The sequence below is a fragment of the Nonomuraea sp. bgisy101 genome, from assembly GCF_057708945.1.
Map to the genome: position 1 here is coordinate 139110 of NZ_JBYITD010000020.1, position 14390 is coordinate 153499.

11 protein-coding genes are annotated in these 14390 nt (G+C 71.5%); 7 read left to right on the plus strand and 4 right to left on the minus strand.

Annotation, left to right across the window (positions count from 1 at the left end; translation table 11 throughout):
• The first annotated feature begins 24 nt into the window (after positions 1-24).
• Together AC3EO4_RS33205 and AC3EO4_RS33210 are read left to right on the plus strand one after the other, a co-directional pair.
• Complete coding sequence (locus AC3EO4_RS33205; protein ID WP_431899310.1) at positions 25-1653, plus strand: tannase/feruloyl esterase family alpha/beta hydrolase; 1629 nt, start codon at positions 25-27, stop codon at positions 1651-1653.
• A gap of 19 nt (positions 1654-1672) precedes the next feature.
• Positions 1673-2221 carry a DUF308 domain-containing protein gene (locus tag AC3EO4_RS33210; protein WP_379569482.1) on the plus strand — a complete coding sequence of 183 codons (549 nt, stop codon included), beginning with the start codon at positions 1673-1675 and terminating at the stop codon, positions 2219-2221.
• Positions 2222-2306: 85 nt separating this feature from the next.
• Here the strand turns inward: AC3EO4_RS33210 and AC3EO4_RS33215 are convergent, their stop codons facing one another.
• Positions 2307-3365: an alpha/beta fold hydrolase gene (locus AC3EO4_RS33215; RefSeq protein WP_379569480.1), complete on the minus strand. Its 1059-nt coding sequence runs from the start codon at positions 3363-3365 to the stop codon at positions 2307-2309.
• Between the two features lie 261 nt (positions 3366-3626).
• Between AC3EO4_RS33215 and AC3EO4_RS33220 the strand changes: the two genes are divergently transcribed.
• Positions 3627-4400 carry an alpha/beta hydrolase gene (locus AC3EO4_RS33220; RefSeq protein WP_431899312.1) on the plus strand — a complete coding sequence of 258 codons (774 nt, stop codon included), beginning with the start codon at positions 3627-3629 and terminating at the stop codon, positions 4398-4400.
• Between the two features lie 6 nt (positions 4401-4406).
• Here the strand turns inward: AC3EO4_RS33220 and AC3EO4_RS33225 are convergent, their stop codons facing one another.
• Complete coding sequence (locus tag AC3EO4_RS33225; protein WP_431899313.1) at positions 4407-7172, minus strand: helix-turn-helix transcriptional regulator; 2766 nt, start codon at positions 7170-7172, stop codon at positions 4407-4409.
• Between the two features lie 335 nt (positions 7173-7507).
• Between AC3EO4_RS33225 and AC3EO4_RS33230 the strand changes: the two genes are divergently transcribed.
• Together AC3EO4_RS33230 and AC3EO4_RS33235 are read left to right on the plus strand one after the other, a co-directional pair.
• Positions 7508-8353 carry a hypothetical protein gene (locus AC3EO4_RS33230; RefSeq protein WP_379569476.1) on the plus strand — a complete coding sequence of 282 codons (846 nt, stop codon included), beginning with the start codon at positions 7508-7510 and terminating at the stop codon, positions 8351-8353.
• Between the two features lie 66 nt (positions 8354-8419).
• Positions 8420-8983: an alpha/beta fold hydrolase gene (locus AC3EO4_RS33235; protein WP_431899315.1), complete on the plus strand. Its 564-nt coding sequence runs from the start codon at positions 8420-8422 to the stop codon at positions 8981-8983.
• Here the strand turns inward: AC3EO4_RS33235 and AC3EO4_RS33240 are convergent.
• A complete protein-coding gene (locus tag AC3EO4_RS33240) occupies positions 8913-10022 on the minus strand; it encodes an aldo/keto reductase (protein ID WP_431899316.1) in 1110 nt (369 codons plus the stop codon). The genes AC3EO4_RS33235 and AC3EO4_RS33240 overlap by 71 nt on opposite strands.
• A gap of 238 nt (positions 10023-10260) precedes the next feature.
• Between AC3EO4_RS33240 and AC3EO4_RS33245 the strand changes: the two genes are divergently transcribed.
• Positions 10261-10659: an Ohr family peroxiredoxin gene (locus AC3EO4_RS33245; RefSeq protein WP_431899317.1), complete on the plus strand. Its 399-nt coding sequence runs from the start codon at positions 10261-10263 to the stop codon at positions 10657-10659.
• A 22-nt stretch (positions 10660-10681) separates the two neighbouring features.
• Here the strand turns inward: AC3EO4_RS33245 and AC3EO4_RS33250 are convergent, their stop codons facing one another.
• Entirely contained in the window at positions 10682-11287 is a 606-nt protein-coding gene (locus AC3EO4_RS33250; RefSeq protein WP_431899319.1) for a TetR/AcrR family transcriptional regulator, read from the minus strand.
• A 317-nt stretch (positions 11288-11604) separates the two neighbouring features.
• Here AC3EO4_RS33250 and AC3EO4_RS33255 point away from each other — a divergent pair, with 317 nt between their 5' ends.
• Positions 11605-14364, plus strand: coding sequence for an ATP-binding protein (locus AC3EO4_RS33255; protein WP_431899321.1), 2760 nt, complete (start codon positions 11605-11607; stop codon positions 14362-14364).
• Positions 14365-14390: the final 26 nt, after the last annotated feature.

Consider the following 14390-nt stretch of genomic DNA (forward strand, 5'->3'; position numbering starts at 1 on the left):
CTGACGACCCGGGAGAGGAACGTCATGAAACGCCTTCTGATCATCTTCGCGGCCGGAGTGCCGCTGGCGGCGGCGGTGTGCCTGCCGGCCGCGGCCTCGGCCGGTACCGCGAGCGCCGCCGCCGCCCCGTTCACGTGCTCGTCCATCTCCGTGAACGCCCCGGCCGGCACCTCGGTGGAGTCCGTGACGGCGGTGAGCCGGGAGGCGGGCACCGTGACCGTCCAGCCCGTGCCGCCGTTCACCGAAGTGGTGAAGATCCCGGACGTGCCGGCCTACTGCGATGTCACTGTCACGCTCACCCACCCGGGCGTCGGCGACCACGCCAAGGTGCGGGTCTGGCTGCCCGAGACGGGTTGGACCGGCCGTTTCCAGGCGGTGGGCGGCAGCGCCTTCGCCGCCGGCGACTACGGCGCGGGCCTGGCCGGCGCGATCAAGAGCGGCTACGCCGCCGCGACCACCGACGCCGGTGTCGGCACGTACCTGGACACCAGCTGGGCCCTGAACAGTGACGGCGAGGTCGACACGGCGCTGCTGAAGAACTTCGCCGACCGCTCCCAGCACGAGATGGCGGTCGTCGGCAAGCAGGTCGTCAACGAGGTCTACGGCAGGCCTGTCTCCTACTCGTACTGGAACGGCTGCTCGACCGGCGGCCGCCAGGGCTACATGGAGGCCCAGCGCCACCCTGGCGACTTCGACGGCATCCTGGCCACCGCTCCGGCGATCAACTGGGACGAGTTCGAGGTCGCGACCCTGTGGCCGCAGGTGGTGATGAACGAGGAGAACACCTTCCCCTCCCCTTGTGAGTTCAACGCCTTCAAGGAGGCCGCCGTCAAGGCCTGCGACCCGCTCGACGGCGCCCCCGACGGGCTGATCGGCGACCCCGCCACGTGCGCGTTCGACCCGCGGCAGCTCATCGGCAAGAGCGTCGAATGTGGCGGCGAGCAGGAGACCATCACCGCGGCCGACGCCGCCGTCGTACGCAAGATCTGGGCCGGTCCGCGCACCCCGTCGGGTACGAAGTTGTGGTCCGGCATCCCGATCGGAGCCGGCTTCGACCTCGCCGGCACCCGCATCGACGCGGACGGCAAGCGCGTGGGCGCGCCGTTCCCCGTCCCGGCCATCTGGGTCTCGACCTTCCTGAAGCGGCAGCCCTCCTACGACCTCTCGACGATCACCTACGCCGAGTTCGTCAAGCTGTTCGAGCAGTCCCAGACCGAGTACGACACGATCATCGGCACCGACGACCCTGACCTGTCGGCGTTCCGCAGGTCCGGCGGCAAGCTCCTCACCTGGCATGGGCAGGCCGACCAGCTGATTCCCGCCCAGGGCACCGTGGACTACCGCCGGCGCGTGGAGCGGGCCATGGGCGGTGCGGGCAAGGTCGACGACTTCTACCGGCTGTTCCTGGCGCCGGGCGTCGACCACTGCGCCGGCGACACGAGCACCGGCCCGAAGCCCACCGACGCCCTCGGCGCTCTGACGGCCTGGGTCGAACAGGGCAAGGCCCCGCAGACGCTGAGCGCCGCCATCAAGGACTCCTCCGGCAAGACGGTGACGCGCGAGTTGTGCCGGTACCCGTACGTCTCCCGCTACACCGGCCATGGCGACCCGGCCGACGCCGGCAGCTACTCCTGCGTCACAGCCCGGCACTGAATTCTCGAAAGGCCCCATCATGAATGCGTCATCCCTGCTGAAGCTGTACCTGGGCCGTGGAGTGCTGGCCGTGGCGTGGGCCGCCGCGTTCGCCGTGGCGCACGACCCCATTGACGCCCTCGCGATCACCCTGCTGGTCGTCTACCCGCTGATCGACGCGGTGTCGTCGCTGATCGAGCTGCGTGCGCTGCCGGACGGATCGGAGCGTCGCCTGACGCTGTTCAACGGGGTGCTCAGCACCCTGGCCGCCGTCGGCGTCGGCCTGGCGGGGGCGGGCGGGGTGGCGGCGGTGCTGCACGTGTTCGGCGCCTGGGCCGTCGTCTCCGGCGCGGCGCAGGTGCTGGTCGGGCTGCGGCGGCGCGGCCCGGAGCTGGGCCGGCAGTGGCCGATGCTGATCGCGGGCGGTCTGTCGTTCCTCGTGGGCGTCTTCTACAACATCCAGGCCGCCGGGGACGACGCCTCGCTCGACGTGCTGTCGGTCTACGCCACAGGCGGCGGCGTGTTCTTCATCATCCAGGCCGGGCTGCTGGCCTGGCGTGCCCGCCGGCCGCGGACGCAGACCGTCTGACGGCACTCCGAGCTCGACACGAGCACGAACACACCGACAGCCTGCCGGATCGCATCCGGCAGGCTGTCTCGGTGTCGCAGGTTCGTCAGAAGTGGTCCACGTCGACGACGGCCTGGGCGAAGGCCGTGGGCGCCTCCTGCGGCAGGTTGTGGCCGATGCCCTCCAGGGTGCGGTGTTCGTAGGCGCCGGTGAACATGCTGCGGTACGACGAGCCGTCGCCCGGCGGTGCCGTGAAGGGGTCGCGCTCGGCGTCCAGGGTGATGGTCGGCACCGTGATGGCCGGCCGTACGGCGAGCCGCTTCTCCAGCCCGTCGTAACGGCGCTCCCCGTCGGCCAGGCTCAGCCGCCACCGGTAGTTGTGGATCACGATGGCGGCGTAGTCGGGGTTGTCGAAGGCCGCGGCCGTGCGCTCGAAGGTGGCGTCGTCGAAGTCCCACGTCGGGGAGACGGTGTCCCAGACGAGCCGGGTCAGGTCGTGGCGCTTGTCCTTGTTCTCCATGGCCTTCCGGCCCCGCTCGGTGGCGAAGTAGTACTGGTACCACCAGGCGTATTCGGCCTTCGGCGGCAGCGGCTCGAGGTTGGCCTCGCGGTTCGTGATGAGGTAGCCGCTCACCGACACCAGGGCCTTGCACCGCTGCGGCCACAGGGCCGCGATGATGTCGGCGGTCCTCGACCCCCAGTCGAAGCCGGCGAGAACCGCCTTGTCGATCTTGAGGGCGTCCATCAGAGCGATGATGTCGAGTGCGATCGCCGACTGCTGGGCATTGCGGAACGTCTTCGAGGACAGGAACCGCGTCGTGCCGTGACCGCGCAGGTAGGGAACGATCACCCGGTAGCCCTGCGCCGCCAGCAGTGGAGCGACGTCGACGAAGCTGTGGATGTCGTACGGCCAGCCGTGCAGGCAGATGACCGCGGGCCCGCGGGCCGGTCCCGCCTCGGCGTAACCGATGTCCAGCGGTCCGGCCTTGACCTGCTTCAGCGAGGCGAAGGACGTGTGCGTGCCGGGGGTGACCGCCGGCAACGTCGGGGCGGCCCCACGCGTGGTGGCGGATGCGGCGGGGAACGCCTGCAAGCCCGCCAGCGAGGCGACGGTCGCGCCGGCGGCCAAACCGACGGCCTTGCCGAAGGTGCGCCTGTTGATCATGTGGAGTCCTCCATGTCGTGTCACTAGAAATGCGGCATTTCTTACTGTTTCGGGCGGGGGAATCCGACACATCAGTCAGATGACGGCGAGACACGGCGAACGGCAGCCGTGCCGGCCTCGCGAAACCCACGGCGTCCTGGCAGACCGCGCCGGACCAGGGACGCGGTGCGGGCAGGAACATTGAGTCATTCGACTGTTCCCGCTCAGGCGCATCCGGACAATCCTTGATCAGACCTGGCTCTGAGCCTTTCCGGAGGATCCGTGAACCCCACTCCCGTCGTCTTCATCCATGGCGCGTGGCTCCACGCGTCGTCGTGGGAGTCGTGGAACGAGCGCTTCTCCCGTCTCGGTTTCGCCGTCTGCGCGCCGGGCTGGCCGGGAGAGCCCGCCACGGTGGGCGAGGCCCGCCGGCGTCCCGAGACGCTTCACGAGCTGGGGCTCGACGCGCTCACGGATCACTACGCGCGCATCGTCCGTTCCTTCGACACGCCACCCGTGATCGTCGGCCACTCGGTGGGCGGGCTCATCGCGCAGCACCTCCTCGGCACGAACGCGGGCCGTGCCGCGGTCGCCATCGCTCCCACCCCGGTCGAGCACGCGACCTCCCCGGAGCTTGGGGAGCCGTGGCCGGTGTCGATGGACGCCGGGAGGTTCCGGCGGCTGTTCGCCAACGCGGTCACCGAGCAGGAGTCGGCTGAGCTGTTCGAACGTCACGTCGTTCCCGGGCCGCGCCGGCTGCTGGCCGAGCTGGGACACGGCGGCGCCGTACGGCACCCGCGGGCGGTCGTGGACCATGGCAACACCGGCCGCGGCCCGCTGCTGCTGATCTCGGGGCAGGAGGACCGGCTGGTGCCCGACCAGGTCACCCGGGCCGTGTACAAGTTGTACGGCGACTCGACGGCCACCAGCAGCCTCAAGCAGTTCCCTGACCGGGCCCATTCGCTGGTCGTCGACAGCGGGTGGCGGGCGGTCGCCGACCACGTGCTGGTCTGGCTCGCCGAGCGAGGGGTGCGCGCCGACCCGTCGACGTGGTGAAGGGGCTCACGCGTCGCCGCCGTCGCCGGCCTTGCCCAGCGCGTCGCGCAGTGCGGCGCGCGAGGTGATGCCCAGTTTCGGGAAGACGCGGTAGAGGTGGGAGCTGACGGTGCGCGGGGACAGGTGCATGCGTTCGCCGATCTCCTTGTTCGTCAGACCGCTTGCGGCCAGCTCGGCGATGCGGCGCTCCTGCCAGGTCAGCGCGGTCAGGTATGACAGCGAGGCCCGGGCGGGCGCCCCTGAGGCGCGCAGCTCGGCCTGGGCGCGTTCGCCCCAGCCTGTTGCGCCGAGCCGTTCGAAGGACTCGGCGGCCCGGACCAGGACGGGCCGCGCGGCCTTGGGCCCCTGGGTGTGCCTGAGCCGGACGCCGTGGGCCAGGCGGATGCGCGCCAGCTCGAACGGGAAGGAGGCTCCGGCCGGGTGGGCCTCGGCCCGCGCGTACATGTACTCGGCCTCCTTCTCGTCGGTGGTCGTCATCGCCAGGGCGCCGTACGTGATGAGGGCCAGCCGGGGGGAGACGCCGGGCAGGCCGGCGTCGGAGGCGGCCTGGGCGTGCCGTCGGGCCTGCTCCATGCGCCCGGTGTGCACGGCGGCCTCGACCAGGTCGAGCAGTGTGCGTGAGGCCTGGTGGGCGCAGCGCTCGAACGATCCCGGCGGCGTGATGCCGATGGCGTACAGGTAGGCGGCTTCGTAGTCGCCCTCGCTCAGGGCCGCCGCCGTGCCGATGGCGTCGGCGATCTGGGTCAGAAATCCCACGCCGCGCGGGCGGGCCCAGGCGTCCAGAACGGCCTGCGACTCCCGGGCCCGTTCGACCTGTCCGCGCATGGCGGCCAGGAGCCCCAGGTAGGCGCGGGTGTGGTGGGTGAACAGCGCGTTTCCGTGTGAGGTGGTCAGCTCCAGCGCGCGTTGCCCCGTCCGTTCGGCGTCGTCCCACTCGCCGGCGGCAAGCTGGTCGAGCATGATCAGGTGCAGCATGGTCATGCCGCTGGCCACGGCGCCGGTCTCCACCTCGCGGTCGACGGCCCGCTGCAGGTAGGGGCGGTACTGGCTCAGCGTGTCGATGTGGTAGGCGGCGACGGCCAGGCGCGAGACGTCCCACGGTTCCAGCTCCGAGACATCGGCGAAGGCGCGCTCGACGCGCTCGTGCACGCCCGCGCCGTGCCGGACGACGTCGCTCCACGCGTCGCGGTAGATCGCCGAGCGGGTGTCGACCCGGTCCCCCAGAGAGTCCATGAGCTGCTCGGTGCGATCCCACAGCGCGGCGTCGCCGGCGTACTGGCTGATGGCCAGCAGCACGTTCACCAGCCGGGTGAGTACTTCGGCCGGCTCGTGGGCGCTGCCCTTTCGCAGGCTCTCGATCGCCGCCGCGACGTGGCGATGCGCGGAGCGTACGTCGCCGTCTTCGTACAGGGCCACGTAGGCGGAGGTGACGACCGTGGCGGGGGACTCGCTCGCGCCCGGCAGCAGGTCCGAGCGGACGAGTTTCTGCGCCTGGTCCAGGAGCGCGGCCTGCCCGGCGATGAAGGCGGCGTCGCCGAGCCGCCTGGAGCGGTCAGCGGGGCTCTCGCTCAGTTCGGCCGCGCGGGTCAGCCAGGCCACGGCCGCGACCGCGCCGCCGCGCCGGGTCGCCGAGTCGGCCGCGGCCTCCAGCGCGGCCGCCACCTCCTCGTCGGGATCCACGATCGAGGCCGCCAGGTGGCGGGCGCGCCGCTCGACGTCGTGGCGATGCACCCCTGCGAGCTCGGCGTGTGCCGCGCGGCGCTGGTTGGGAGTCGCCAGCTGAACGACGGTCGTGCGGATCAGCGGGTGCCGGAAGACGAGGTCGCCGGTGGCGGGGTCGATGTCCAGGAGGCCCGCCGCGACCGCTTCGTCGGCCTGGCGCATGCGGTAGCGGGCGCTGGGAGCGCGGTTGCCGCCCGGTCCGGCCCCGACGCCGTCGAGGGCGCCGCGCAGCAGTTCCTCGCGTACGGGCCCGGCCATGCGCTCGATGCGGATGCCGTAGACGTGCTGCAGACGGCGCGAGAGCGGGATGTTGCCGAATCCGAGGAGTTCCTCGGCCGTGCGACCGTTGTGGCCGCCGTTCAGGTAGGCGGGCAGCTCCAAAAGCGCCAGGGGGTTGCCCATGGCGTGCTCCAGGACGATGCGCCGGGCCTGCGTGTCGAGCTGCGGATGGCGCAGGTCCAGCAGGTGTCCGGCGGCCTCCTCCGACAGGGCCGCCACCGGGAGCTCGGGAAGCGCGGCCGTGTCGAACCGCGAGCCGACGTCGGACCGTACGGCGATGAGCATCTTCACGGAGCTGCCGGTGAGCCGGCGCCCCACGAACCCGCACACCTCGGCGCTGGAGGCGTCCATCCACTGGCCGTCGTCGAGCAACAGCAGCAGCGGTTTCTCCGACGCCGCCAAGGACAGCAGGTCGAGGACGGCGATGCCGAGGGACATGACCGACGGCGCCTTGCCCTCGCGCAGCCCGAAGACGACGTCGAAGACGGCACGGTGGCCCTCGTCGAGCTCGGCCGAGCGGGGCAGCAGCGAGTACAGCAGCTGGTGCAGGCCGGCGAAGGGCAGCTCCGCCTCCGCCTCGACCCCGGCGGCGCGGATCACCCGGTGGTTCTCCGGGGCCGCGAGGCCGGCCACGTGGTCGAGCAGGGCGCTCTTGCCGACCCCGGTCTCGCCCCTGAGGATGAGGGCCTGCCCTCCGGTGGCCGTCATGAACGCGGACAGTTCTTCATGGACGCCATCCCGGCCCACCATTGTCGAGACGAGCGACTCCACGCTTCCCTCACTTCCTCAGGTATGGCGATCAGGCCGGAGCCGTTGTCCGCCAAGCTCACGGTAGAAAAATGGACCAGCGGTGTGCCCGGATCCCGGTTGGACACCGATGTACGGTGCGGCCGGGCGGGTCCGGCCTCAGGCAAGCCCGCCCCGGTGCGACCCTAGACACCGCCCGCATACGAACGGTCGACGACGCGTATACATGTCCGGCCACGGCGCATACGCGTCGTCAACGTTTCGCAGGAGGGCGGCCCCTATGGTCGTGCGCCATGTCGAGTCACCCGATATCCCTCGAAACGCCGAAGACACCGGCACTTCCGGATGACCACACCCCCGTGTCGCGGGAGGACGGTGGCGGTGTCCTGGAACTGCTCGAACGCATCGGATCCGTCGTCGTGCCGATCGCGGTGGCGCTCTACGCGGTCCTCTACATCGGCATCGAGCAGATGTACGCCGTCTTCGGTGTCAACCCGCAGCAGGTGGGCGTCGATCAGGCGGTGCTGCTCGGCCGTATGACGAGCACCCTGGTTCTGCTCCTGCTGGTCGCCCTCCCGCTGCTCGGCGTCGTCGTCTGCCTGTGCTGGCTGGCCGACAGGATGACCCGGGGGGCGGGAAGCAGGCTCGTACGGAGGATCCGGGAACGGCCTTGGATCGTCGCGGCGCTGGCGGCGCTGTGGTGCGGGGCGACGTACTGGGGCATTTTTCGCCTTTTCGGAGAGCTGGATCTGTTCTTCATGGTGGTCGTCGCGGTGGGGCTCGGCGTGCTGGCCTTCCTGGTTCCGTTCCGGCTGTTGCGTCGCAAGCCGGTCGGGCGCGCAGGGACGAAGGTGATCGTTGGTGGCATGACCGGGGTTGGCCTGGGCTTCCTGCTCATCCTGGGGCTCGTCGAGGGCGCGATCGAGGTCCAGAACAGCGGCCAGGCCAACGAACTGCTGAACGCCGTCGGCTTCCAGGACCAGTGGGCGGTGATCAAAAGCGCCGAGGACGACAAGCCGCTCTACGACGGCCGCTGGATGATGCTGCTGGGCGAGAGCGACGGCACGTACGTCCTGTACGACTGCGACAAGCTGGAGACCCTCCGAAGGCCGATGGAGACCACCAACCTCGGTCAGATCGAGCTCGATCCCGAGCGTGAAGCAGGCTTCACCTGCGGCGGCCTGGCACAGCAGAACACCCCGTAACAGGCATCCAGCGGAGATCCGGACCCTCAACGTGCTCCGATCATCGACTGTACGCAAGGGAGACACATGAACACCGCCGTCACGACCCCACTGTCGCCGGGCACGCACACCGTCGACGTCGGGCGCGTCGCCCAGCGCTACCACGTCGCAGGGACCGGGCCGGTCTGCCTGGCCCACCCCGGCGGCCCGGGGCTGTCGTGGGAGTACCTGCGGATGCCTGCGGCAGAGGAGCTCCTGACCCTGGTGTACGTCGAGCCGATCGGGACGGGCGCCTCCGGCCGGCTGCCTGCGCATCCGCACGGCTACACGCGCGAACGCTACGCGCAGGCCCTGGACGGGCTGATCCGGCACCTCGGCGTGGCCCGCGTCCACCTGCTCGGCCACTCCCACGGCGGCTTCGTCGCACCGCACTACGCCCTGACGCGCCCCGACCGGCTCGCCGGCGTCGTCCGATCTCGGGCACGTCGAGGAGCCGGACGCCTTCGCCCGTGCCGTGACGACCTTCGTGGCAGCCACGGTCGAGTGACGGACCACCCGCACGACCAGCATGCGACGTCCGTCAACCGCTGCTTTCGGGTGCCCAGTTCCGTACGGCAGGGGCGTACCCGGCCGGCTTGTCCCCGACCTTGACGCCCGGACTGACCAGCCGGCTCTGGTAGCCAGGCGTGAACATCCGGTAGACCGACAGGGGCGGCACGGAACTCGCCTCGTCGAGCTCGGCGCGCAGCTCGGCCGGCAGCTCGAAGTCGAGGGCCGTCATGTTGGCGGCGAGTTGCTCCGCGCTGCTCGCCCCGACGATCGCCGAGGCGACACCGGGCCGGGTGGCGACCCAGTTGAGCGCGACCTGGGCCATCGTCACGCCGAGCTTGTCGGCGACGCTCTCGACCGTCGCCAGCAGCCGCCAGTCCCGCTCCGTCCACGAGCGCCCGGAGGAGCCCGCGCCGCTGAGCCGGCCGTCTCCGGTCAGGCCCTGGTCGGCACTCCGGTACTTGCCGGTGAGGAAGCCGCCGCCGAGCGGGCTCCATGCGGTGATGCCGAGTCCCAGGCTCTGCCCCATGGCGACGTGCTCCAGTTCGATCGTCCGGTCGATGAGGGAGTAGGGCAGTTGCAGGCTGACCATCGGTGCGAGGGAGTGGGCCTCGGCAAGGGTCTGGGCCCGCGCCGCGTACCAACCGGGCACGTCGGACAGGCCCGCGTAGCGGATCTTGCCGGCTCTGGTGAGGTCGTCGAAGGTCCGCACGACCTCCTCGACGGGAGTGATCCGGTCCCAGGTGTGCAGCAGGAACAGGTCGAGATGGTCGGTGCGCAGGCGGCGCAGTGACGCCTCGACCGCTCTGATCATGTGCTTGCGGCCGTTGCCCCCTGCGTTCGGATCTCCGGGGGCGACACTGTTGGTGAACTTGGTGGTGAGCACCACCCTGTCGCGCACCTTGGCCTCCGCGATGAGGTTGCCGAGGATGGTCTCGCTCTCGCCGGCGGTGTAGAAGTCCGCGGTGTCGATGAGGTTCCCGCCCGCTTCGAGATAGCGACGGAAGATCGGGCGAGCCTCCTCCTCGGTCTTGCCGTACGCGGCGTGGAAGCCGCCGGTGCCGAAATTCATCGTGCCCAGTGCCAGCCGGCTGACGCGCAGTCCGGAACGTCCGAGCAGGTAGTAGTGATCCAGGGACATGAGGGTGTCGCTCCGTTCGCAAGCGGATTCCAGGAGGTGGGGACGGGCACTCGTCAGCTTGCGAAACAAAAAATGGACTGTCAAGTCCAGAAATGAGCCAATAGTCACCGCCTTGACAGGTGACGGCAATGCTGCGAAAGTCGTCACCTGTTAGACGGGTGACGCTGACCGGCGTGCCCGTCCGGAATGAGAGACGCACGTCGGAAGGAACTGCCATGGCTGCCAGCTACACCGCGCCGTGACAGGAGAGGGTCGCAACGGAGGCCGCGTGGCCGCCGACGACGGTCTCCTCGACACCACCCTCGCCATCCCCAAGGAGCTGGGCGGGACAGGGGGAGCCACGAACCCCGAGCAGCTGTTCGCCGCCGGCTGGGGCGCCTGCTTCCTCGGCGCGGTGAGAAGGGCGGCGGCGCAGCGCAAGGTGAGGCTCACGAGCACGAGCATCACGGTCGAGGCGACCCTGCGCCACGGCGACGACGGCGAGTTCGGCCTCGCCGCCGTGCTCAACCTCGAGTTGGGCGGCGTGGACCAGCGGACGGCCGAGGAGCTCGGCGCGGCCGCTCACCAGCTGTGCCCCTACTCGAAGGCCACTCGCGGCAACATCCCGGTCACCATCCGGGCGACCGCCGTCGCCTGACCCGCCGCCGCCCGGCGTTCCGTCAAGGCGACGCAGGCCCGCCGGCGCGCAGGTGGGCGATGCCCATGTCCAGGGCGGCTTCCAGATGGTCGGTCTCGCCGGTGGACATCTGGATCAGTACACCGCCCTGGATGCCGGCGAGCAGGGCCGCCGCCGCGCGGTCGACATCCAGGCCCGGGTCGATCTCACCGGCGTCCTGCATGTGCCGTACGCCGGCGGCGATCTCGGCCTGCCAGCGGTGCATCAGCTCGCTGACCACAGCCTGGGCGCCGGGAGTGCGGCTGCCCAGCTGTGACGTCACGGAGTTGAGCGGGCACAGGCGGCCCTGCCGCCGGTAGCGGTCGACGACCTTGTCGCGCCACGATTGCCAGGCGGGCCACGAGGTGAGGTCGTCGAGCTGGGGCCGCTGGTCCTCCAGCACCCGGTCGGCCTCGAAGCGGGCCACGGCCAGCAGCAGCTCCTCCCGGCCGTCAGGGAAGTAGTGGAAAAGCTGGCTCTTGCTCGTCGCCGTCCTGGCCAGCACGTCGTCGAGCGTCATGTCGGCCACGCCGTGCTCGCGGATGTGCGCTGCCGCGCCCTCGAGAATGCGCTGCCGCGTCGCGGCCCCCTTGCGGGTCAGAGCGCGCATGATCGCCCTCCAGATTGGACTTGCCGGTCCATGCTAGCTGGGGTGCGCACCAGGCGGGGCCCTGGCGGGCTTTTGACGACGACCTCGCGCAGCTCGGCCAGGGCCGCGAGTGGGACGGAGGGCCGGAGGGCGGCCTCGGACGACAACGCCGTGGCGCGCCGCGCTCGCCGAAGCGGAGACCGGAACCGGAGCACGCGCGGGCTTGACAGGCCACCCGCGGGTGAGCGGCGTGGACGGGCGACTTCGGTAGGGTCGCGGCAGGACGCGCGCACGGCTGGGGGAGACAGCCGAGGACACCGAGGTAGGAGTACCGCACCATGCCGCTTGTCGGACGGGAAGCCGAGCTGAAGGCCCTGGCCGAGCTCATCGACGACCCCGGAGACGGCAGCGGCGTTCTCCTCCGGGGAGAGGCCGGCATCGGGAAGTCCGCGCTTGTGGCGGAGGCCGCCTCCGCCGCGGCGGCCGCGGGCCTGCGCGTGCTGACGACGACCGGCGTGGAGGCCGAGCGGAACCTCGCCTACGCCGGGTTGCACCAACTGCTGTACCCGGTCAGGGCGGGCGTGGGCGCGCTGCCTGGCCCGCAGCGTGACGCCCTGCGCAGCGCGTTGGGCCTCGCCGAAGCGGCCGAACCCAGCGCCTACCTCGTAGGCCTGGCCACGCTGACCCTGCTGGCGGAGGCGGCCGCCGTCCGGCCGTTGCTGGTCGTCGCCGAGGACGTGCACTGGCTCGATCGCGCCAGCGTCGACGTCCTCGCCTTCGTGGCGCGCCGGATCGAGTCCGAGCCCATCGTCATGGTCGCGACGCTCCGGGAAGGCGAGCGCTCGCACGTGCAGGACGCCGGGCTGTCCCCGATGCCCGTTGACAGGCTCTCCGACGAGGTCGCCACCGAGCTCCTGGACTCGATCGCCCCCGGCCTCACTCCAACGGTCAGGATGCGGCTGCTGGAGGAGGCGGCCGGGAACCCTCTGGCGCTGACCGAACTGCCGGCCGCCCTGGGACACCACGACGGCCCACTGCCGGTGCCGTCGCTGAGCGATCGCCTGGGCGGGCTGGGTCCGGTGCTGCCGCTGAGCGAGCGTCTTGAGCGGGCGTTCACCGCCCGGGTCGCCGGCCTGCCGACTCCGGCCCGCACCGCCCTGCTGGTCGCGGCGCTCCAACAGAGCGATTCGGTCTCCGAAACGCTCGCGGCCACGGGCCTGATCCTGGGGTCGACGGCCGAGCCGGAGATCCTCGTACCGGCCGCCGAGGCCCGGCTGATCGAGCTCCGCGAGCTCGCCATCGGCACGGTGACGTTCCGCCATCCCCTGATGCGGTCGGCCATCGCGGCGGCATCGACGCTCGCCGAACGCCGGCAGGCCCACCTGGCTCTCGCCGAGACGCTGCACGAACACCCGGACCGGCGGGCCTGGCACCGGGCCGCCGCGACGGCCGGAGCCGACGAGGGCGTGGCGGCCGAGCTGGACCGCGCGGCCGACCGGGCCCGGCACCGGGGCGGCGTCGCCGCCGCGATCGCGGCGCTGGAGCAGGCGGCCCGACTGAGCGAAGGGCAGGACCGGAAGGCGCACAGGTTGCTGAAGGCGGCCGAGCTCGCGGTCGAATCCGGCAGCCGCGCCACGGCCGAGCGTCTGGTGCGCGACGCACAGGCCCTCGAACTCTCGCCGCGCCGCCGGGCCGCTGGCGCCTGGTTGCTCAGCGGCTTCGAGGACGGGGTGCGTGAGGACGTCTCCCGCGTGTCAGAGCTGGCCGAGCTGGCCGCTTCGGTGGCCGCCGACGGGGAGCTGGAGCCGGCTGTCCGGATCCTGTGGGGCGCCGCCATGCGCTGCTTCTGGTCCGAACCTGGTCCGGCCGCGCGCCGCTCGCTGCTGCGCGTGGCCGATCGGCTGCCCGTTCCTGCCGACGACCCGCGCATGGTCGCGGTCGCCGCGTACGTCGCGCCGTTCGAGCGGGGCGGCATCGCGCTCGACCTGCTGCGCAAGCTGGCCGGCGTGGCCGGTGCCGCCCCGGAGATCGATCGCTACCTGGGCAGCGCGGCCCTGCAGGTCGGGGCGTTCGACCTGGCTGCCCGCTTCTCCGCGGCGGCCGCGCCCGGCCTGCGTGCTCAGGGCCGGCTCGGGCTGCTTCCCCGGGCGCTGGCCGTGCAGGCGTGGAGCCGGGCCAGGCTCGGTGACCTGACCGCGGCCGTCCCTGTCGCGGCAGAGGCCGCCAAGCTCGCCCAGGAGACCGGGCAGCCGTTCATGTACGGGCTGGCGACGGCCGTCCAGGCCGAGATCGCCGCGTTGAGGGGCGACCACGGGCAGGCCACAACGCTCGCCGACGAGGCCGAACGGGTCGCACTTCCCGCCGGCGCCCGGCCCGTCCTGGCCACCGTGCAGCTCGCGCGCGGGCTCGCGGCCTTGAGCGAGGCACGCTTCGACGACGCCTTCGCCGCCCTGAGCAGGATCCTCGACCCCTCGGACCCCGCCTACCAGCTGGCCCTCCGTGCCTACTGCCTCGCGGAGCTCACCGAGGCCGCCGTACGTGCCGGGCGGACCGACACCATGCGGGACATCCTGCACGGCCTGGAGCCGTTGGCCGCATCGACGCCGTCACCGGCGCTGCACATCGGGCTGCGCTACGCGCGCGCCGTGCTCGCCCCGAACGAGGAGGCGGAGAAGCTGTTCACCGCCGCGCTGCGGGCGGACCTGACCGGGTGGCCCGCCGAACGCGGACGCCTCCATCTGGCGTTCGGCGAATGGCTGCGGCGGCAGCGCAGGGCCGCGGAATCCCGGACGCACCTGCGCACGGCCAGGGAGACCTTCGACGCGCTCGGGATGGCCGCATGGGGCGAGCGCGCACGGCTGGAGCTGCGCAGTGCGGGGGAGGCGAGCCCGAACCGGGACCCGGACGCGCGGGACAAGCTCACCCCGCACGAGCTGAACATCGCGCAGCTGGCCGCCGAGGGGCTGACGAACAGGGAGATCGGGCAACGGCTGTACCTTTCTCACCGCACGGTCGGCACCCACCTGCACCGGATCTTCCCCAAGCTGGGGGTGAGCTCCCGGGCCGATCTCGCGCGGACGCTCAAGACTCTCCGATGAGGCGCCCCTGGCAGCCCGAGATCGCC